The 18,080-nt window shown below is 69.5% G+C and carries 20 protein-coding genes; 10 read left to right on the top strand and 10 right to left on the bottom strand.

What is annotated here, in order from left to right:
* Positions 1-16 precede the first annotated feature (16 nt).
* The 3 genes from ispF to ACTWJ9_RS18035 form a co-directional block, all read right to left on the bottom strand.
* Positions 17-592, bottom strand: a complete 576-nt coding sequence (gene ispF, locus ACTWJ9_RS18045) for a 2-C-methyl-D-erythritol 2,4-cyclodiphosphate synthase (protein WP_387038142.1) — start codon at positions 590-592, stop codon at positions 17-19.
* On the bottom strand, positions 582-1,379 hold the full coding sequence (ispD, locus tag ACTWJ9_RS18040) for a 2-C-methyl-D-erythritol 4-phosphate cytidylyltransferase (RefSeq protein WP_279335260.1): 798 nt from the start codon (positions 1,377-1,379) through the stop codon (positions 582-584). Before ispD ends, ispF begins: the two co-directional genes overlap by 11 nt.
* 477 nt (positions 1,380-1,856) lie before the next feature.
* Positions 1,857-2,339, bottom strand: coding sequence for a CarD family transcriptional regulator (locus tag ACTWJ9_RS18035; RefSeq protein ID WP_042168913.1), 483 nt, complete (start codon positions 2,337-2,339; stop codon positions 1,857-1,859).
* Positions 2,340-3,056: 717 nt separating this feature from the next.
* Between ACTWJ9_RS18035 and ACTWJ9_RS18030 the strand changes: the two genes are divergently transcribed.
* On the top strand, positions 3,057-3,722 hold the full coding sequence (locus ACTWJ9_RS18030; protein ID WP_279335259.1) for a DUF461 domain-containing protein: 666 nt from the start codon (positions 3,057-3,059) through the stop codon (positions 3,720-3,722).
* 127 nt (positions 3,723-3,849) lie between these two features.
* On the opposite strand, the gene ACTWJ9_RS18025 is transcribed toward ACTWJ9_RS18030, so the two are convergent.
* Complete coding sequence (locus ACTWJ9_RS18025; RefSeq protein WP_042168908.1) at positions 3,850-4,530, bottom strand: response regulator transcription factor; 681 nt, start codon at positions 4,528-4,530, stop codon at positions 3,850-3,852.
* Positions 4,527-5,909 carry a sensor histidine kinase gene (locus ACTWJ9_RS18020; protein ID WP_279335258.1) on the bottom strand — a complete coding sequence of 461 codons (1,383 nt, stop codon included), beginning with the start codon at positions 5,907-5,909 and terminating at the stop codon, positions 4,527-4,529. Before ACTWJ9_RS18020 ends, ACTWJ9_RS18025 begins: the two co-directional genes overlap by 4 nt.
* 269 nt (positions 5,910-6,178) lie before the next feature.
* Here ACTWJ9_RS18020 and phoU point away from each other — a divergent pair, with 269 nt between their 5' ends.
* The 3 genes from phoU to ACTWJ9_RS18005 all read left to right on the top strand — a co-directional run bounded on the left by phoU (position 6,179) and on the right by ACTWJ9_RS18005 (position 7,553).
* Positions 6,179-6,880, top strand: coding sequence for a phosphate signaling complex protein PhoU (gene phoU / locus ACTWJ9_RS18015; RefSeq protein ID WP_279335257.1), 702 nt, complete (start codon positions 6,179-6,181; stop codon positions 6,878-6,880).
* A 127-nt stretch (positions 6,881-7,007) separates the two neighbouring features.
* Positions 7,008-7,169, top strand: a complete 162-nt coding sequence (locus ACTWJ9_RS18010) for a hypothetical protein (RefSeq protein WP_279335256.1) — start codon at positions 7,008-7,010, stop codon at positions 7,167-7,169.
* A gap of 132 nt (positions 7,170-7,301) precedes the next feature.
* A complete protein-coding gene (locus ACTWJ9_RS18005; RefSeq protein ID WP_279335254.1) occupies positions 7,302-7,553 on the top strand; it encodes an SCO4226 family nickel-binding protein in 252 nt (83 codons plus the stop codon).
* Between the two features lie 31 nt (positions 7,554-7,584).
* Here the strand turns inward: ACTWJ9_RS18005 and ACTWJ9_RS18000 are convergent, their stop codons facing one another.
* Positions 7,585-8,868: an MDR family MFS transporter gene (locus tag ACTWJ9_RS18000; protein ID WP_443294428.1), complete on the bottom strand. Its 1,284-nt coding sequence runs from the start codon at positions 8,866-8,868 to the stop codon at positions 7,585-7,587.
* A 147-nt stretch (positions 8,869-9,015) separates the two neighbouring features.
* Here ACTWJ9_RS18000 and ACTWJ9_RS17995 point away from each other — a divergent pair, with 147 nt between their 5' ends.
* The gene (locus tag ACTWJ9_RS17995; RefSeq protein WP_279335252.1) at positions 9,016-9,777 is read left to right on the top strand and encodes a phosphoglyceromutase; all 762 of its coding nucleotides are present in this window, start codon (positions 9,016-9,018) and stop codon (positions 9,775-9,777) included.
* 174 nt (positions 9,778-9,951) lie between these two features.
* Positions 9,952-10,128 carry a DUF7660 family protein gene (locus ACTWJ9_RS17990; RefSeq protein ID WP_443294427.1) on the top strand — a complete coding sequence of 59 codons (177 nt, stop codon included), beginning with the start codon at positions 9,952-9,954 and terminating at the stop codon, positions 10,126-10,128.
* 160 nt (positions 10,129-10,288) lie between these two features.
* Here the strand turns inward: ACTWJ9_RS17990 and ACTWJ9_RS17985 are convergent, their stop codons facing one another.
* Both ACTWJ9_RS17985 and ACTWJ9_RS17980 read right to left on the bottom strand, forming a co-directional pair.
* The gene (locus ACTWJ9_RS17985; RefSeq protein WP_443294426.1) at positions 10,289-10,720 is read right to left on the bottom strand and encodes an SMI1/KNR4 family protein; all 432 of its coding nucleotides are present in this window, start codon (positions 10,718-10,720) and stop codon (positions 10,289-10,291) included.
* Positions 10,721-11,074: 354 nt separating this feature from the next.
* Positions 11,075-11,806 (bottom strand): ferritin-like domain-containing protein, encoded by a 732-nt coding sequence (locus tag ACTWJ9_RS17980; protein WP_443294425.1) that lies wholly within the window; start codon positions 11,804-11,806, stop codon positions 11,075-11,077.
* 991 nt (positions 11,807-12,797) lie between these two features.
* Between ACTWJ9_RS17980 and ACTWJ9_RS17975 the strand changes: the two genes are divergently transcribed.
* The 3 genes from ACTWJ9_RS17975 (at position 12,798) to ACTWJ9_RS17965 (ending at position 14,927) form a co-directional block, all read left to right on the top strand.
* Positions 12,798-13,457, top strand: coding sequence for a signal protein (locus ACTWJ9_RS17975; RefSeq protein WP_443294424.1), 660 nt, complete (start codon positions 12,798-12,800; stop codon positions 13,455-13,457).
* Between the two features lie 205 nt (positions 13,458-13,662).
* A complete protein-coding gene (locus ACTWJ9_RS17970; RefSeq protein ID WP_443294423.1) occupies positions 13,663-13,929 on the top strand; it encodes a hypothetical protein in 267 nt (88 codons plus the stop codon).
* Between the two features lie 797 nt (positions 13,930-14,726).
* A complete protein-coding gene (locus tag ACTWJ9_RS17965) occupies positions 14,727-14,927 on the top strand; it encodes a hypothetical protein (protein WP_279335241.1) in 201 nt (66 codons plus the stop codon).
* Between the two features lie 147 nt (positions 14,928-15,074).
* Here the strand turns inward: ACTWJ9_RS17965 and ACTWJ9_RS17960 are convergent, their stop codons facing one another.
* Entirely contained in the window at positions 15,075-15,674 is a 600-nt protein-coding gene (locus tag ACTWJ9_RS17960; RefSeq protein ID WP_279335240.1) for a hypothetical protein, read from the bottom strand.
* A 694-nt stretch (positions 15,675-16,368) separates the two neighbouring features.
* Positions 16,369-16,725 carry a zinc ribbon domain-containing protein YjdM gene (locus ACTWJ9_RS17955; protein ID WP_279335239.1) on the bottom strand — a complete coding sequence of 119 codons (357 nt, stop codon included), beginning with the start codon at positions 16,723-16,725 and terminating at the stop codon, positions 16,369-16,371.
* Between the two features lie 316 nt (positions 16,726-17,041).
* Here ACTWJ9_RS17955 and ACTWJ9_RS17950 point away from each other — a divergent pair, with 316 nt between their 5' ends.
* Complete coding sequence (locus ACTWJ9_RS17950; protein WP_387037501.1) at positions 17,042-18,022, top strand: alpha/beta fold hydrolase; 981 nt, start codon at positions 17,042-17,044, stop codon at positions 18,020-18,022.
* The last annotated feature ends 58 nt before the right edge of the window (positions 18,023-18,080 follow it).

The raw sequence follows: 18,080 nt of genomic DNA, 5'->3' as shown, positions 1-18,080 counted from the left end.
CTCCCGGCCCGGGGCGTCAGCCGGTGTGGACGACGAGGGCGGTGGCGACGGCCATCAGTCCTTCGCCGCGGCCGGGGAACCCGAGTCCGTCGGTGGTGGCGCCGGAGACCGACACCGGGGCGCCGGCGGCCTCGGTGAGGATCTGCTGGGCCTCGTCCCGGCGCTTGCCGATCTTGGGCCGGTCCCCCACGACCTGCACCGCGACGTTGCCGATCCGGAAGCCGGCCGCCCGCACGATCCGCGCGGCCTCGGTCAGCAGGGTCACACCGGAGGCGCCGGACCACTCGGGCCGCCCGGTGCCGAAGTGCTGTCCCAGGTCACCGAGGCCGGCGGCGGAGAACAGGGCGTTGCAGGCGGCGTGGGCCACGACGTCGGCGTCGGAGTGCCCGGCGAGTCCGGGGCCCTGGCCCTCCCACTTGAGGCCGGCGCACCACAGCTCCCGGCCGTCCTCGAAGGCGTGGATGTCGGTGCCGATGCCGACCCGCGGGAGCACCGGCAGGGGCTCGGGGTGCGACTCGGAGGCCGACGCGAAGACCGATGCGGAGTCCGGCTCGGAGGCCAGGGGCTCGGAGGTCAGGGGTTCAGAAGCCATCGTTGAGCCTCCTGCGGGCCAGGACCGCCTCCGCGAGGACGAGGTCCAGGGGGCGGGTCACCTTGAAGGCCTCCTCGTGGCCGGGGACCGTGACGACGGTCCGGCCGAGCTGCTCGACCATGCTCGCGTCGTCGGTGACGTCGTCGGTCACCGTCTCGTGCGCGTGCACCAGGGTGGCCCGGTCGAAGCCCTGCGGGGTCTGCACGGCGCGCAGCAGGGACCGGTCGGGGGTGGCGACCACGGGCTCCGGCTCGCCGGGGGCGGCCGGCTCGACCTGCTTGACGGTGTCGGCGAGCGGCAGCGCCGGGACCACGGCGGGGGCGCCCTCGCGGACGGCCGCGACGACGGCGTCCACGGTGTCCACGGGAACCAGCGGGCGGGCCGCGTCGTGCACCAGGACGATGTCGAAGCCGGGCGGCAGGGCGTCGAGGCCGAGCTTCACCGACTCCTGGCGGGTCTCCCCGCCGGGGACGACGACGAAGTCGGTGCGGTCGGGCAGCGCGTACGCGTCGAGCAGTGTCCTGACCTCCGCGGCGCCCTCCGGCGGGGCCACGACGACGACCAGGGAGACGGCGCGGGAGGCGGCCATCGCCCGGATCGCGTGGATGAGCATGGGCGTGCCGCCCAGCGCGCGAAGCGCCTTGGGGGCTCCCGGTCCGAGGCGCACGCCCCGGCCGGCGGCCGGGATCACGGCCGCCGTGCGGGCGGTCGCAGGGCCGGTCGCAGGGTCGGACACGGGGCCGGACACGGGGTTCGGCGTCGGCGGAAGGAGGGGTTCGTCAGACATCGGTTCCTGTCAGGTTGGTGTGCTCGGCCCGGGGAGTTTGACGACAGGGCCGGGGTGGGTATGGCCTGGGCGTAGCCCCTGCTCCCGGAGCGGGGGGAGTGCCGGGCGTACCGCCTTGACCAGCCCCTTCCGTGACTCTGGTCGGGCCGGCCGCCCGGACCCGCACGCCAGGGGCGGGGACACGCGTGGTGACACGTTCCCGGCGCGGCGCACGGACCGGGAAGCACTGCGGGGTGCGGCACAGGAGCGTGCGGCACCGGAGTGCGCGGCGCAGGGATGTGCGGGGCGTACCGAGCGGGTGTGTACGGCGCAGGGGTGCGGCGCACGGACCGGCTGCGGGGTACGGGCGCTGTCCGGATACGGACATGCCGCAGCGCCCGGCGACATCACATCCGTCATCGGGCACCGCGGCAGTTCGACGCACTTCGATGTACGTACTGGCGACGTGAAAGCTCCGCCTGCTTCGTCCGTCTCGCCTTACGAGGCGAGAACCTCGTCGAGGAGAGCCTCGGCCTTGTCCTCGTTGGTCTTCTCCGCGAGGGCGAGCTCGCTGACCAGAATCTGGCGCGCCTTGGCGAGCATGCGCTTCTCACCGGCGGAGAGTCCGCGCTCACGCTCGCGACGCCACAGGTCACGCACGACTTCCGCGACCTTGATGACATCGCCCGAGGCGAGCTTCTCCAGGTTTGCCTTGTAACGACGGGACCAGTTCGTGGGCTCCTCGGCGTACGGTGCGCGCAGCACCTCGAAGACCCGGTCCAACCCGTCCTGACCGACCACATCACGTACGCCGACGAACTCCGCATTGTCCGCTGGCACACGCACCGTCAGGTCACCCTGGGCGACCTTCAGCACCAAGTAGGTCTTGTCCACGCCTTTGATCTGGCGAGTTTCGATAGCCTCGATCAGCGCGGCCCCGTGATGGGGATAGACCACGGTGTCGCCAACCTTGAACGTCATGTGACAGGTACCCCTTCCGTGGCTATCCAGGGTAACACGGATACGACGTGTTCTGAATGACGTTTTCGCAGGTCAGGGCCATTCTCGGGGCTTGACAACAGCATCAGGAACGTGCTGTGACCACTGAGCGGAAGCATGTATTCGCAGGTCGGAGGGGCCCTCGAGGGCAAGGGAAACGCGTACGGTACACGCATCCGGAGGCCTCGGCAGGTGGCGAAACGTACCCATATGTCCACCCCCAGGCGCTCGAGTTCCGCTACTCCGTTCGGTGTGCACGGCAGGGTTCCGGCCGAATCCGGAATTGATCACACGCCCTCCGGGAGGAGCGGCCGGTGATCAATTTCCGGACCGCCCCGGCATTTCCCGGTCCGCCGCCGGATTCCTTCACGAAATACGCGCCTCTCCGAGAAGGTGCCGCGGACGAGCCCGGCCGCACTTATGTGAATGTCGGAGGAGTGCGTGCCCGAAGTGACCGGCGAGTCACTTACTCGAGTCACTTACGCAAGCCGCCACGCTCCCCGTGGACGTTCGCGGAAACGGCCGGTGATCGAGTGACGGCCGCGGTCCGCGCGCGCCTTCCCGGGGGAACACGGGCCTCACAGGGAGGGTCGGGTGCGGGTCCGCGGGAACGGCTCGATAGCCTGAGGCCGCTGACAGACACTTAAAGGCGGCCGACCGGTCGCCGCCGCTCGCTCGAGTCAAGGAGTTGCCGCCGTCGTGAGCAGCAGCCTTCGACGCGGTGCCATCGCCGCCGCCGCCATCGCGTTCTCAGTCGCCTCGCTCTCCGCGTGCACGTCTGGCAACAACGCCCAGTCCCTCCAGATCCAGCCGGACAACGCCGCGACGTCCGTGGGCGACATCAAGGTCCAGAACGCCATCGTCGTCACCCAGCCGGACCGCGAGTCCACGGGCCCGGCGGTCGTCGCCGCGACCCTGTTCAACGAGGGCCGCACCGACCAGACGCTGGAGTCGATCACTCTCCCCGGCACCGGCAAGACCGTCGCGCTCACCCCCGCCGAGGGCGGCAGCCTGACCGTCCCGGCCGGCGGCTCGCTCATCATCGGCGGCCCGGGCAACGCCTCCGCCGTCCTGCCCAGCAGCCGTGAGGCCGTCCAGGACGGCAACGCGCAGCCGGTCACGTTCACCTTCAGCAAGACCGGTGACGTGAGCCTGCGCGCGTTCGTCCACCCGGCCGAGGCCTTCTTCAGCGAGTGGGGCCCGAGCGAGATCCCGGCCGCGCCCGGCGCCCCGGCACAACCGTCGGCGGAGTCGTCCGACGCACCCGCCGACGACGCCTCGGGCACGCCGGACGACTCCGCGACCTCGGAGCCGGCGGGCACCCCGTCCGACGCGGCCTCGGCCAGCCAGTCGGCCGGCAGCTGAACAACGGCGGCACAGCCGCACACGACGGTGGGCGGGATCCCTGCGCAGGGATCCCGCCCACCGTCGTACCGAAGAAAACGCCGGCCACGGGTGCCGGGCCACGGCCGCCCGTGGCCCGGCCGAGGTCTCAGGGCTCGAACTTGTAGCCCAGCCCCCGGACCGTCACCAGGTAGCGCGGTGCGCCCGGGTCCGGCTCGATCTTGGCGCGCAGCCGCTTGACGTGGACGTCGAGGGTCTTGGTGTCGCCCACGTAGTCGGCGCCCCAGACCCGGTCGATGAGCTGCATCCGGGTCAGCACGCGCCCGGCGTTGCGCAGCAGCATCTCCAGCAGGTCGAACTCCTTGAGCGGCAGGTCGACCTTGGTACCGCTCACGGTGACCACGTGCCGGTCGACGTCCATGCGGACCGGACCGGCCTCCAGGGCCGCGGGGGCGACCTCCTCGGGCTCGCCCCTGCGGCGCAGCACGGCGCGGATACGGGCGACCAGTTCGCGCGAGGAGAACGGCTTGGTGACGTAGTCGTCGGCGCCTATCTCCAGGCCGACCACCTTGTCGATCTCGCTGTCCTTGGCGGTCACCATGATGACGGGGACGTTGGAACGGCCGCGCAGCTGGCGGCACACCTCGGTGCCCGGCAGGCCGGGCAGCATCAGGTCGAGGAGGACGAGGTCGGCGCCGTTGCGCTCGAACTCGTCGAGGCCGTCGGGCCCCGTGGCCGCGACGGCGACCTCGAAGCCCTCCTTGCGGAGCATGTACGACAGGGCGTCGGAAAAGGACTCCTCGTCCTCGACGACGAGCACTCGGGTCACGGAAGGACCTCCGGGGAGGGAAGCGTTTCGTACGCGGATGGATCGGAAGTGCGGGGGGATGAGGGGGTGGACCCTCCGGCCTCGTCCTCGAGGTCTTCGGGTTCGTCCCGGCGGGACGACGGGGAGGTGCGGTCGCGGGTGGGGGCCGCGGCGGCCTCGGGAAGCCGCAGGGTGAACGTGGAGCCCTGGCCTTCGGCGCTCCACACCGTGACCTCCCCGCCGTGCGAGGCGGCCACGTGCTTGACGATCGCGAGGCCCAGACCCGTACCACCCGTGGCGCGGGAGCGGGCCGGGTCGACGCGGTAGAAGCGCTCGAAGACGCGCTCCTTCTCCTTGTCGGAGATCCCTATGCCCTGGTCGGTCACGGCGATCTCGATCAGGGCCCCGCCCGACTGGGCGACCCTGCGGGCCGCTATGCCGACCCGGGTGCGGGCGGGCGAGTAGTTGACGGCGTTCTCGACGAGGTTGCCGAGGGCGGCGGCGAGCTGGCCGCGGTTGCCCCACACGCGCAGGTCGGCGGCGCTCGGCAGCTGCCCGCCGCCCTCCTGGTCGGACCCCGCGAGCCCTTCGCGCCCCTCGATCTCCTCGAGCCCGCCGGGCGCCCACACGTTCGAGGCCATGGTGATCTGCTTGGTGCCCGCCGCGTGGCGGCAGCGGTCGACGGCCTCGGCGACCAGTTCGTACACGGGGACGGGTTCGGCGTCCTCGAGCGGGTCGTCGTTCTGGACGCGGGAGAGGTCGATGAGCTCCTGCACCAGATTGGTGAGGCGGATGGCCTCGCCCTGCATCCGGCCGGCGAAGCGCTCCACCGCCTCGGGGTCGTCGGAGGCGTCCATGACGGCTTCGGAGAGCAGGGAGAGCGCGCCGACGGGGGTCTTGAGCTCATGGCTGACGTTGGCGACGAAGTCGCGCCGCACCGCCTCTATGCGGCGGGCCTCGGTGAGGTCCTCCACGAGCAGCAGGACGAGCCGGGAGCCGAGCGGTGCCACCCGCGCGGAGACGGCGAGGGCCTCGCCGCGCCCGGTGCCGCGGCGGGGCAGATCCAGTTCGACCTGCCGTATCTCGCCGTCCCGCCGGGTGTCGCGGGCCATCTGCAGCATGGGTTCCACGGCGAGCTTGCCGCCGCGGACCAGCCCGAGGGCGTACGCGGCGGAGCTGGCCTTGACCACGCCGTCCGCCTCGTCCAGGACGACGGCGGAGGAGCGCAGCACGGAGAGCACGGTGTCCACGCCCGGCGGAAGCACCGGGTCCGTGTGCAGCGAGGAACGCGTGGGGCGCCGCTGTTCGCGCTCGCTGAAGCGGAACGCCAGCACGGCGATGGCGCCGGTGAGCAATCCGGCGATCGCCGCCGCTGCGGCGACCGCCGCGTTCACGTCCATGTGTCCAGGTTAGGCATGCGCCGAGCAGTGGCCACAGCCACGGGAGGACAAGCTCAAACACTCGTCGCTCAGAGTTCACCTTGGAGCCAGGGTTGGTTCATTTGGGGTGGCGGAACCGGACGCGTAAGGATCGGAACGTGGGAGCGTGGAGTTTCGCACCGTCGGTCGCGCGGGGTTCGCGCCGTCGACTGCGTGGCGGAGCACCCGCCCCGGAACCCCACGGGAGCCCGGCTCCCGAAGCCCCGAGTAGACGTACGAGAGGAACCCTGATGCGGGACGCGTACCACGAGGAACTGGATTCGATCGGCGACAGTCTGGTGGAGATGGCCCGACTGGTCGGGTCGGCGATCGGACGCGCCACGACCGCCATCCTCGACACCGACCTGAAGCTCGCCGAGCACGTGATCGAGGCCGACCAGAAGGTCGACGAACTGCAGCACGACCTGGAGGCCCGTGCGATAGCCCTGCTGGCGCGCCAGCAGCCGGTGGCGACCGATCTGCGGATCGTCGTGACCTCGCTGCGCATGTCGGCCGATCTGGAGCGGTCCGGCGACCTGGCCCAGCACGTGGCGAAGCTGGCCCGGCTGCGCTTCCCGGAGCGCGCGGTCCCGCACGACCTGCACGCGACCATCCTGGAGATGGGCCAGCTGGCCCAGCGCCTGATGGCCAAGGCGGCCGAGGTGATCATCACCAAGGACGTCGACCTGGCGCTCCAGCTGGAGCAGGACGACGACGAGATGGACCTGCTGCACCGCACCCTCTTCCAGCACCTGATGGACGACCGCTGGAAGCACGGCATCGAGACGGCCGTCGACGTGACGCTGCTGGGCCGCTACTACGAGCGCTACGCCGACCACGCGGTCTCGGTCGCCAAGCGGGTGGTCTACCTGGTCACGGGCGAGCACGCGGACGAGATCCAGCCGGACGTCCAGCCCGACATCCAGCCGGTGCCGGGGGCCCAGGAGGCCTGACCGGACCGCGTGGGGGAGCGCGGGAACCGGCCGAAAGCGCGCATGAGCCCCCGATGCGCCGTTGATGCGCCCGCTGGAACGGGCATCCAATGGACATAGGCACGGCGCCAGTCTCGAGGAGGGACCCATGGCCGATTCCCCCAGCTCCCCCGGCACGACGCCCGATCCCACGCAGGAGCGGGAGACGGAGCAGCCCGCCGAGATCAGGAGCCTGCCCCTGGTCGCCGCGTGCGGCTGCGGCTCCGGCTGCAGCTGTGGCTGCCAGTCGGGCAGCCCCTGCCAGTGTTGAGCACGCCCGTTCGAAGGCCCCGGCGACCGCCGGGGCCTTCGGTGTGCCGGGCGGCCGGTGCGGGCGCAGCATGGAAGTACGCACGCCCCGAGTCGGTACGTACGGCCCGGAGTGGGAAGGAGGTACGCGGCCATGACCCAGTTCATGGACATCCATCACGGCATGCAGGGCATCACGGCGGACCAGTTGCGGCAGGCGCATGAGGCCGACCTCGCGATACAGGAGGAGGAGAGCGTCTACTTCCGGCAGGCCTGGGCGGACCCGGACTCCGGCACGATCTACTGTCTCTCGGAGGCACCCTCCGCCGAAGCGGTGCAACGCATCCACGAGCGCACCGGCCACAAGGCCGACGAGATCCACGCGGTGCCGCTGATGGTGCAGTAGGCGGACCGGACCCAGCCGGAGGCGGCGCCCCTCAGGGAGCACTGACCTCCGGCGCCTGCTGAACCCCGCCGGCCTTGCCCCCGTCGGCCTTCTCCTCGCCGGTCGCGGTCTCCTCGGTCGGCAGACCACGCATCAGCAGCCCGTACCCGAGGCCGGCCACGGTGCCGATGACGGCGCACAGGCCCCACAGCCACCGCGCCCCGAACCGGTCGATGACGAACCCCGACATCAGCGGGGCGACGAGCGCGGCGACGGCCCAGGACATCGTGTACATGCCCTGGTAGCGCCCGCGCCCGTGGGCCGGCGACAGCCGGACGACCAGCCCGGTCTGGGTGGGCGCGTTGACGATCTCGGCGAGCGTCCACACGCAGACGGTGAGGGCGAAGACGCCGACCGACCCGGCGAAGGCGGTGAGGCCGAAGCCGTACCCGGCGAGGAGCGAGGAGATCACCAGCAGCCGTCCGGGGTCCCGGTGCTCGATGAACCGGGTCACCGGGATCTGCAGCGCGACGATCAGCACACCGTTGACCGCGATGGCCATGCCGTACTCGGCCGGGGTGAACCCTGCCGCGCCCATCGCGACGGGCAGTCCGACGGACCCCTGCATGAAGATCAGCGCGACGAGGAAGGAGAGCCCGACGACCCCCATGAACCGTCCGTCCCGCAGGACGGTCCCCAGCCCCACGGAGTCCTCCCGCGCCTCCTCGGCACTCCGCACGGGCTTCGACTCGGGGAGCTTCACGAAGACGACGACGGCGCACACCATGGTCATCACGGCCTCGACGAGGAACCCGGCGAGGTAGCTGTACTCGGCGATGAACCCGGCAGCCGTGGCGGAGACGGCGAAGCCGAGGTTGATGGCCCAGTAGTTGAGGGAGAAGGCGCGGATACGGTCCTCGGGCCGGACGATGTCGGCCATCATCGCCTGGACGGCGGGCCGGGACGCGTTGCTGGCCATGCCGACGAGGAAGGCGACGGCGGCGATGGAGACGGGGTCGCGCACGAAACCGAGGGCCGCCACGGACACGGCGGTGGAGGCCTGCGCGATGAGCAGCGTGGGCCGCCGGCCGATCCGGTCGGTCATCACCCCGGCGCCCAGCGAGGAGATCACCCCGCCGAGTCCGTGCACGGCCGCGACGAGACCGGCGTAGGTGGCGGAGTAGCCGCGGTCGAGGGTGAGGTAGAGCGCCATGAAGGTGGCGACGAAGGCACCGAGCCGGTTGACGAGAGTGCTCGTCCACAACCACCAGAACGCCGGGGGCAGTCCGGACACGGTCTCCCGCACCGCACGCCGGACACGGACGACGGACACCATGCAACCCCCGATGTAAGCACCTGAAACGGCGAGCACACCTTACAAAGGAACCGGAGGAGTCCACCACTCGATTAACGGTTCCCACCGACGGTCCGCCCGTCGAGCGGGGGGCACGGCCCGCTCATGGCTTCGATTACGCTCGGACCCATGGCCGACGCACCGTACAAGCTGATCCTCCTCCGCCACGGCGAGAGCGACTGGAACGCGAAGAACCTGTTCACCGGCTGGGTGGACGTCAACCTCACTCCGAAGGGCGAGAAGGAGGCGACACGCGGCGGCGAGCTGCTCAAGGACGCCGGCCTGCTGCCCGACGTGGTCCACACGTCCCTCCAGAAGCGCGCGATCCGCACCGCGCAGCTGGCGCTGGAGTCCGCCGACCGCCTCTGGATCCCGGTCAGCCGCAGCTGGCGCCTGAACGAGCGTCACTACGGCGCCCTCCAGGGCAAGGACAAGGCGCAGACCCTCGCGGAGTTCGGCGAGGAGCAGTTCATGCTGTGGCGCCGCTCCTACGACACCCCGCCGCCCCCGCTGGACACCGACGCCGAGTACTCCCAGTTCGACGACCCGCGCTACGCGACCCTCCCGCCGGAGCTGCGTCCGCGCACGGAGTGCCTGAAGGACGTCGTCGTCCGGATGCTCCCGTACTGGTTCGACTCGATCGTCCCCGACCTCCTGACCGGCCGCACGGTCCTGGTCGCCGCCCACGGCAACAGCCTGCGCGCCCTGGTCAAGCACCTCGACGGCGTCTCCGACGCCGACATCGCGGGCCTGAACATCCCGACGGGCATCCCCCTCTCCTACGAGCTCGACGCCGACTTCAAGCCGGTCAACCCCGGCGGCACCTACCTCGACCCGGATGCCGCCGCGGCCGCCATCGAAGCGGTCAAGAACCAGGGCAAGAAGAAGTAAGCCCCCACGAACAAGCCCCCTACCTGCGGGTTCTCCGCGAGTAGGGGGCTTGTTGTTGTGCTTGGGCCGTCTCTGGGCCGTGGCGCTTAGAGGTCGCAGTCATGACGAGCCCCCTGGCGCCTGACGATCACATTGGCGATCGCGAGGCCTTCAGCGCCTTCCTGGCGCGTCTTCGTGCCGACTACGCAGCCAACCGGCCAGCAGTGGGAGAACGCGACGCTGGGCAGGTTCCTGGGAGCCTGGGTCGCTGCGTCTCCGGGGTGGTACCGGACCTTCGGGCACGACCTGCCGCCCGAAGGTGACTGGACGTTCTTCGCCTGTGCCCTGGCTGCCGCTCGGATCTACGAATAGGCCTGGTAGGCACCGTGCCCCTTGCGTGCCCGACCGAGCGGCGACCGGCGGGGAACACCGGGAACAGCGGCGAACGTCCCAGGAACGCGCAGGTCGCCGTCTCTCCAGGTCAGCACCCACCCGCATACGTGATCTTCCAAACTAGGGACATAGAGGGTGGCTACCGGTACCAGTCGCCATCGCCCGCGAGGGAACGGTGCAGGTAGTCCTCCAGCTCGCGCGCAGCCCACAGCCGACTGTCATTCTCGTGGTCCCAGGCGAAGATGTCCGGACGCTCAGGCGTCAGCACGAAGGCGAACTGGTCGCCCCCGCCGTTGTCGCCGAAGAACAGCAGCGGATCGAAGGGCATGTACAGGCCGGGGAACGTGTCGGGGGACCAGAACAGCAGGTTCTGCTCCACAATCCGATCCAGGGACCATACGACGTCAGTCCCGTACTCACCGACCATCCCGTTGGTCTCCATCAGCAGAGCCGTCAGCTGCGCCGGCAAGCCTCGGCCGAGGCGCCGCGCCGCCTCGGCCAGAGCAGTCGCGTCAACGGGTGCGCGGAACTCGGTCTCGGGCAAGGCTTCGGCAGCGGCTTCTTTCCACATAGGCGCAGCCTAGGCCGAAGGGCTGACCGCCCCGACAACAGGCGCTGTACAGCAGTGAAGTACAGCAACCACAGCAACCGCCCCCGATCGGCAACGCACTCACAGGACCTCAGCGCAACCGATATGACCGCCACCGACCGATCCGCATAGAGCTACGGATCAGAAGTTCCGTGCCACATCCGTGCCACATCCGTGCCACATCCGTGCCAGATCCAGCGGGGAGCCACGGGGAATCACGGCGCCGAGGGGGCCACCGCAGGAGATCGACTCAGGGCAAGGAACCAGCAGGCCCGGCCAGTGATCGCCCGACCTCGCTCCCGAGGAGGTGAGCGGGAGGCGGTGGACTGTCTGTTGTCAGCCCGCGCTCGTCCATGCATCCGGGTGGGGCGCCAGCACCGCGGAGACGACCGCGCCGGACGAGGCCGCGACATCAGCCACGAATCGCAGGCGTCCGATGCCGAGTCGTCGCAGCGCCGGACCGTGGTCAGCGGCGACGACGAGGGAGGCCGCGAGCAGAAGAAGTCGCCACAGGGCCATCACCGGGCGGCGCATTGCCCGGGGCAGCTCCGCCAGGGAGGCGTGCAGTCGCTCGCAATGGAACGGCACGTGGCGCTGCTCGTCGGACAGGATCCGCCCCGCCACATCCGAGGTGAGCGAGTCGTCGGTGCCGTCGCGCAGGGCCCGGTAATAACGCAGCGCCACCACTTCCGCGATCATCAGCACCAACAGTTCCATGCGCAGGCCCAGGAGACGCCGCAGCCGTACGAAGACCGTGTCGCTCCAGTGGCCGGCCAACGTCGGTACACCACCCGCAGCCAGCAGTTGGGCGAGGAGACGGGCGTGGTTCTGCTCCTCGGCGACGAAGAACCGGACTGCCCGTGCGTAGTCGCCGTCGCCGGCCTCCTCCGCTTTGCCGATGAGGTTGGCGCCGTCACCGTCCTCGCCGACCTGGAAGCGCTGAATGCCGGCCCACACCGCCGGATGCAGCGTCGCGCTCTGCCCCCAGTCCGGGTCGCCCTGGGCGCGCCTGCGCTCGCGCTCATCCTCGAAATGCCTTGTCCACTTGGCGAAGTCGCCCGTACGCACCCGGCCCCCCTTCCCCAGGGCACAGCCACCATGCCCCGGAAAGGGAAGACGCCGGCGGACACCAAACCGTTCCACTGCTGCCCGGCGCCGCGAACTTCACGAGTTCACACGCGCGCACCGTGCGAGAACCCTGCCGACGGTTCTTCCGCCGCGGCAGGGGCTTCTCCCCACGGCGCCGCCTGTTGCCGAGTCCGGGCAGCACTCGGCGGTCAGGAGGGTACCGAGGATCAGCGCAGTAGGATCATGTCGATGGATGCGCTCCTACCGTTCCTGATCTCGGTCGGGATCCTTGCCGCAGTCCTGGGCTTCTTCGCGTGGCTGGCGGCCCGCATTCGTCGACGGGGCCTCGCAGGCGGGGCCATGAGTGCGGTCATGGCCTCGTACGAAGAGGCGTTCCGCATCACGGCCCACGAAGCTCACGTCGAGATCCGAGCGCAAACAGAACGCAGAGCACCGCTCCTGTCACCCGACGACCACTGGGGGCGAAGCCCCGACGAAGCCGATCGGTCCGGGGCAGCCAAGCGCCGCTCCCTCCACCCCCGCCCTCGCCGCCCAAAACGAGGACCCACCCGCTGGCTCGACCGACTGAGACACGGCCACTGACCGGTGAACACCGCGTCGCCGGGGACCGGACCCACTTGGCACAAGCCCAAGCGCCGACGCCCCTGAGCGACAACCAGGAGACTCTCGACGAGATCGCGTCACACACCCATGACCAGCGGCGGCCGATCCCCAGAGAGCCACGGGTCAGAGGGCTGCAGGTTCGCATCCTGCCCAGCGCATACGGGCAAGAGGCCCCGGACGTCGAGTCAGAGGCCTCCGACATTCGGCGTTCGGCGGTACGGCGTTCGGCGGTACGGCGTTCGGCGGTACGGCATCGAAGCGCAGCAACGGGCCGCCACAGTGCGGAACTTGATCGTGAGTAGAGTGACCGGACTCGTCACGTCAGTCATGGGGGCGAGGCACCTGGGTGGCGCGGGGAGAGGCACACATGAAGCGCAGAGCTGGAACGGTGGGGCTCACGGCCATCATGCTTGCCGGGTCGGTGGGGTGCGGGACTGCGGCAACCGAGGGAACAAAGAAGGCGGTTGAGCCCGCGTCAGGTGCGCTTTCCTCCAAGGCCTCGCCTACGAGGGCGGATCCGCGTCTGTCTTCCCGGGACCTGCAAGCGCGGTGGTGGTCGTGGGCCGCGCGGGAGCCGGAGGAAACCAACCCCGTCGTCGATCGGGACGGAAGCGAATGTGGGCGCAACCAACCGGGGGACGTCTGGTTCCTGGCCGGCACTTTCGGCACTCAGGAGAGCCGCGCGTGCACTGTCCCCGAGGGACTTCCGGTCGTTTTCCCCCTCGTGAACCAGGTCGGAAGCACCGAGGACTGCGCGGCATTCATGAGGACGGCCGAGGGATCGGCCGAGCTGGACGGTGAACGGGTCGAACCGGACGTCCACCCGGCGGAGCCGATCACCGTGAAGGGGACTGCGGACAACCCTGTCACCGGATGGGACGGAACTGTGCTGATTGAAGGGTGCGGTCTGTGGGTCCAGTTGCCCCCGCTGAAGCCTGGACCTCATTCGCTGAAGATCCGCGGCCAGTCCGGTGACTTCTCCGTCGGCGTGGATTACTCGCTCGCCGTCGAGGACACGTCCGACTGACGGGATGGATTCCCTCCCCGACGACAGAGCCGGACCACCTTGCCGGACCGGACTCCGACCCGTCCGTCCCGCCACCGTCCTGACCTCACAACGCCGAGGTCGGCGACGGGGAAAAGCCCTCAGGTCGCCCGACGCTCCGGAAACCTGCGGGATCACGTTCGCTCACATCACATCGGTTCCACCGACCTCACGACCAGGAGAACGTATGAGACTCGTCCCCGTAACCGCCGTGGTTCTCTCGGCTGCCGCCCTGCTCGCAGGGTGTGCGCAGGGGAAGGACGACTTGCGGCCCCCCAGGTCGGCGGCGGAAGGCGCCTGGTACGCGAGCAGCCAGGAGCAGCGCCGGGAGCACTGCGAGGCTTACCGCGCGCACGATCCACAGCGTCCCGTCCGCATCCCTTCGTATCTCTCAGAGGAGTCTCTGGATGAGTTCGCCGACAACTTCTACGACATGCTGAAGGAGAAGTGCTGAACTCGAATGCCGGTCGGCGCAGAGCCGGCATGATCGGCCTGACGAGGGCGAGGCCGCTGCACATGGCTTGACTCCGGGCCGGGGCAGCGACCCTTGGCCCGGACGGGTGTCGCGACCGAAGAAGAAGGAGAGCTGGAGCGCTTCCCTGTCGTCGCGCTTCGACTCGAACGTCCATGTGGGAGCAATTATCGGCCGATGGTCACGTGAGCGCTCACATGAGCCACATCCGGACAGTAGCGGCCGAAGTGTTCACGGTTTTCGGACGGGGTGTCACCTCCTGGACGGAGATACCGACGGTGTTGTTTCCGGCTCAACCGAGACGTCCGCCAAGGGCAGACCACAGCCCGACCGACCGTCGGGCTGTGCGACAGGCACGGCGGCGAGCGCGGCGACAGGCAGATGTTTCGCTCTGGCTCCGCGTCGTCGCCGATTCCTGCCTCACCTCTCGAGCTGAGCTCGCCTGAGCTACGAGTGACACCATGCCCCTGACATGTCGGACAGAGTGGGGATCCGGGGGGAACGGCAGAGGGTCGTCCGGAAACATGCAGGTCAGCGATGGACCAGGCCGCGCGGTATCCGGTTACGCGCTCTCCGGACTGGGGCACCGGACCGTACGGGGCTAGCGTGGAAAAAGGACATCGAGCGGATGCCCGGCACCGGCCGATGAAACGGAATACACCATGACCGTGCAGGCAAGCAGGACAGGCCTCGACACCGCGCCTTCCAGTGCGCCGATTCCGATCACGAAGCCCCGCGGACCCCGCGCCGCGGCTGAGCACGTCGTATCGAGCAACACGATGACCGTCCACATAGACGGTCTGCGGATCGAACTGCCGCCTATCGACCAGCTCGCCTTCCTCGCGGGCCTCGGCATCCTCACGGCACTCGAACTCATCGAGTGGCCCATCGCGCTCGCCATAGGCGTCGGGCACGAACTCGCCCGCAGCCGCCACGGCAAAGTGCTGCGCGAGTTCGGAGAAGCCCTGGAAGAGGCATAAAGCGCGTACAGCGGCACCTTCGGACATCCGCCTCACTCAAGGCGGCAATCAGGCCGGCGGCCTGTCCGTACGTCCCGACAGACGAAGAAGAGCCCGCCAGTAAGCTGACGGGCTCCCGCGAAAGACCGAGGCTAACCTGCCATCAGGTCAGATCGTCGGCGTTTCATCGACGATCTCTTTGTGCGGTTCGACAATGAACTTCCAGCCGTCGCTGGGCTCCATGAAGCGCACTCGGGTCGGGTAGATGTCCAGGGCCCGGCGGTCTCGGTTCTGGCCGTTCGCGTTCTTCCGCCCCCGGGCCGGCTCCTCGAACAAGTCGACCTTGACATCCGGAACCGCGACGACTTCCTCGCTCCAGCGCTGGACGATCCCCGCACCGAAGGCGTCCCGGGCGGCGGAGTAGAGCGACTCCAGGGACTCCCTGTTCCCGTTGGGAACGAAGAGAGCGAGGTTCAGGAGGACGCCGGCATTCTGCAGAACCTCGATTTCCTCTCCCGCTTCGTCGGCGACCCAGATCCCGGGCTCTTCGGAATTGTCCGGGAGGACACGGATTTCCTGACCGAATATCGTCCTCGCGGTGAAGGATCCCCCCTCGAACTTCTGACCCGGCTCCGTGAGGGAAGCCGGAGCGTAGCAGTCGAGAGAAAGGTCGTCCATCTCTGCCGAGACGAAGATTCCGTCCTGGGGGCCCAACTCCGAAACCTCTTCGGCCGTAAGACGTCGAGCCGTGACCTTCTCGGTGTTCACGCCATTCCCCTTTTTTCGCGGCGTTCTGTGAATTCATTGAAACTCTACCACGAAAACGATCACTCAACTGCCGTTCAATTACCCTTGGAGGAACAGCAGAAGGGCCCTCCCACGCCACCGGCGAAACATGGCGAGCACAGAGAAACGGTGCGAGATTCACGAGGTTACCCACCCGCCCCGACGGCGCTTTCGGCAACCAAGTCGGCCGTCAAGTGAAATGGCGAGCAAACCTGGCGGAATGGGAAAAGCGGACAGAGCGCGCCCTGCCGTTCAGCATGGCGCTCATGGCGACAGCACCATCGGCTTGACCGACGGCACGGTGCACACCGACGGCGACGGCACCCCGTTCCGTACGAGCGGTGACACCGGACCGGCTGCAATCACCCGTCGGGCGGCCGCGAACGGACCGAACGGGAGGGGTGACCGGCGGTCCCGATGCCGCGGGGCGGCCGGACACGGACCCCTTCCGGAAAAGCGTGAGCAGTCGGCGGGAAAGTGTCACCCGGGCGCTCGAACGAGCGGCATCCGGACAGTGGCGGCCGAAGTGCTCACGCCATGGGACAGGTGTGTCACGCCCGTGGGCGCGGGCACCCGTCCCGGCACCGCGCACGGCGAGCCTCCTCGACCGCCGGGTGGGCCCGCCGGGGGGGCGAGGGATCAGCAGTGTCCGACGCCCTCCGGCGGTCACCTTCGGTCAGCCCTTCTTCACCACACCGGACTTGAGCTGCATCGCCCCGAAGCCCTCGACCTTGCAGTCGATGTCGTGGCCGTCGACCCCGTCGATCAGCCGGATGTTGCGCACCTTGGTGCCGGCCTTGATGCCCGTCGGGCTCCCCTTGACCTTGAGCGTCTTGACGACGACCACGGTGTCGCCGTCCTGCAGCACGTTTCCGACGGCGTCCTTCACGACGCGCTCCGCGACGGCACCCTCGCTCTCCGCGCCGCTCTCGGGGTCCCATTCGTGTGCGCACTCCGGGCACACGACAAGGGAATTCATCTCGTAGGTGTACTCGCAGGAACATTTCGGACAGGGGGGAAGGTTCTCCATCATCTTGCGAGCGTATCCAGACATCAGTACGACCGGCCAACAAGCCCGGGGCGCCCCTCCCGCGGATGGCTGCGGGCTCCTGTGAGGATCCCGTCCACCGGTGCGGTCACGGCTCGACCGAATCGACCGTCTCCTCTCCGGAACCGATCGGGCGCGGGTGGGCCCTGGGGAAGCGCGGCCAGGTTTCCCCGACCGACAGGGGGGCAGGTTCCAGCGGGCGTGGTCCGGGTCCGCCGGGTCGGCAAACGGGCTCGTCCTCTCGGCCGGCTCTTTCGCGTGATCGGCTCCAGAGGAGACCACCGGCCCTGGAGGAGGACGCATGGACCAGAACGCCGCGGGGATCACCCACCGGTCGATCACCTCGCCCGGAGGCCGGATCCACCTCGCGGAGCAGGGAACCGGGCCGCTGGTGCTGCTCGTGCACGGCTTCCCTGAATCCTGGTACTCCTGGCGCCACCAGCTGCCGGTGCTCGCGGCGGCGGGGTACCGCGCGGTCGCCCTCGACGTCCGCGGCTACGGCCGCTCCTCCAAGCCCGCCGCGACGGACGCGTACCGGATGCTCGCCCTGGTGGAGGACAACGTCACGGTGGTGCACGCCCTGGGCGAGGAGTCGGCGGTGGTCGTCGGCCACGACTGGGGCGCGCCCATCGCCGCGAACTCCGCCCTGCTCAGGCCGGACGTCTTCCGCGCGGTGGGACTGCTGAGCATTCCCTACACCCCGCGCGGCGCCACCCGCCCCAGCGAGGTCTTCGCCCGGATGGGCGGGGACGAGGAGTTCTACGTCTCGTACTTCCAGGAGCCGGGCCGCGCCGAGGCCGAGATCGAGCCCGACGTACGCGGCTGGCTCGCGGGCTTGTACGCGGCCCTGTCCCCCGACACCATGCCCGCGCCCGGAGCCCCCGACCCGCACTTCGTCAGCAAGGGCGGGACGATGCGCGACCGGTTCCCCGTCGGCCGGCGGCCCGCCTGGCTCGGCGAGAGCGATCTCGACGTCTACGCCGGGGAGTTCGAGCGCACCGGCTTCACCGGAGCGCTCAACCGCTACCGGAACATGGACCGCGACTGGGAGGACCTCGCCGCCTTCGACGGCGCCCCCGTCACCCAGCCGTCCCTGTTCATCGGCGGCGGTCTCGACGCCTCCACCACCTGGCTGGCCAAAGCGATCGAGGCGTATCCGGTCACGCTGCCGGGCCTGGTCTCCTCCCACCTGCTCGACGGCTGCGGCCACTGGATCCAGCAGGAACGCCCCGCCGAGGTCAACCGGCTCCTGACCGACTGGCTCACCGCGCTGCCCACCTGACGCACCCCTCCGGCACCCACGCGGACAGAATCCGACCGCGATGCTTCCTACGGTCGTG

The organism is Streptomyces sp. GDS52 (assembly GCF_052246875.1).
Taxonomy (GTDB): Bacteria; Actinomycetota; Actinomycetes; order Streptomycetales; family Streptomycetaceae; genus Streptomyces; species Streptomyces cathayae.
This window is presented reverse-complemented; position numbering and strand designations above follow the sequence as displayed.

What these genes read in the sequence shown, in the direction of transcription:
- ACTWJ9_RS18000 (WP_443294428.1), bottom strand. Translation starts at nt 8,868, where the DNA reads ATGGTGTCCGTCGTCCGTGTCCGGCGTGCGGTGCGGGAGACCGTGTCC.
- ACTWJ9_RS17950 (WP_387037501.1), top strand. Translation starts at nt 17,042, where the DNA reads ATGGACCAGAACGCCGCGGGGATCACCCACCGGTCGATCACCTCGCCC.
- ispD (WP_279335260.1), bottom strand. Translation starts at nt 1,379, where the DNA reads ATGTCTGACGAACCCCTCCTTCCGCCGACGCCGAACCCCGTGTCCGGC.
- ACTWJ9_RS17970 (WP_443294423.1), top strand. Translation starts at nt 13,663, where the DNA reads ATGAGACTCGTCCCCGTAACCGCCGTGGTTCTCTCGGCTGCCGCCCTG.
- ACTWJ9_RS18035 (WP_042168913.1), bottom strand. Translation starts at nt 2,339, where the DNA reads ATGACGTTCAAGGTTGGCGACACCGTGGTCTATCCCCATCACGGGGCC.
- ACTWJ9_RS17975 (WP_443294424.1), top strand. Translation starts at nt 12,798, where the DNA reads ATGAAGCGCAGAGCTGGAACGGTGGGGCTCACGGCCATCATGCTTGCC.
- phoU (WP_279335257.1), top strand. Translation starts at nt 6,179, where the DNA reads ATGCGGGACGCGTACCACGAGGAACTGGATTCGATCGGCGACAGTCTG.
- ACTWJ9_RS17965 (WP_279335241.1), top strand. Translation starts at nt 14,727, where the DNA reads ATGACCGTCCACATAGACGGTCTGCGGATCGAACTGCCGCCTATCGAC.
- ACTWJ9_RS18005 (WP_279335254.1), top strand. Translation starts at nt 7,302, where the DNA reads ATGACCCAGTTCATGGACATCCATCACGGCATGCAGGGCATCACGGCG.
- ACTWJ9_RS17955 (WP_279335239.1), bottom strand. Translation starts at nt 16,725, where the DNA reads ATGATGGAGAACCTTCCCCCCTGTCCGAAATGTTCCTGCGAGTACACC.
- ACTWJ9_RS18020 (WP_279335258.1), bottom strand. Translation starts at nt 5,909, where the DNA reads ATGGACGTGAACGCGGCGGTCGCCGCAGCGGCGGCGATCGCCGGATTG.
- ACTWJ9_RS17995 (WP_279335252.1), top strand. Translation starts at nt 9,016, where the DNA reads ATGGCCGACGCACCGTACAAGCTGATCCTCCTCCGCCACGGCGAGAGC.
- ispF (WP_387038142.1), bottom strand. Translation starts at nt 592, where the DNA reads ATGGCTTCTGAACCCCTGACCTCCGAGCCCCTGGCCTCCGAGCCGGAC.
- ACTWJ9_RS17985 (WP_443294426.1), bottom strand. Translation starts at nt 10,720, where the DNA reads ATGTGGAAAGAAGCCGCTGCCGAAGCCTTGCCCGAGACCGAGTTCCGC.
- ACTWJ9_RS18010 (WP_279335256.1), top strand. Translation starts at nt 7,008, where the DNA reads ATGGCCGATTCCCCCAGCTCCCCCGGCACGACGCCCGATCCCACGCAG.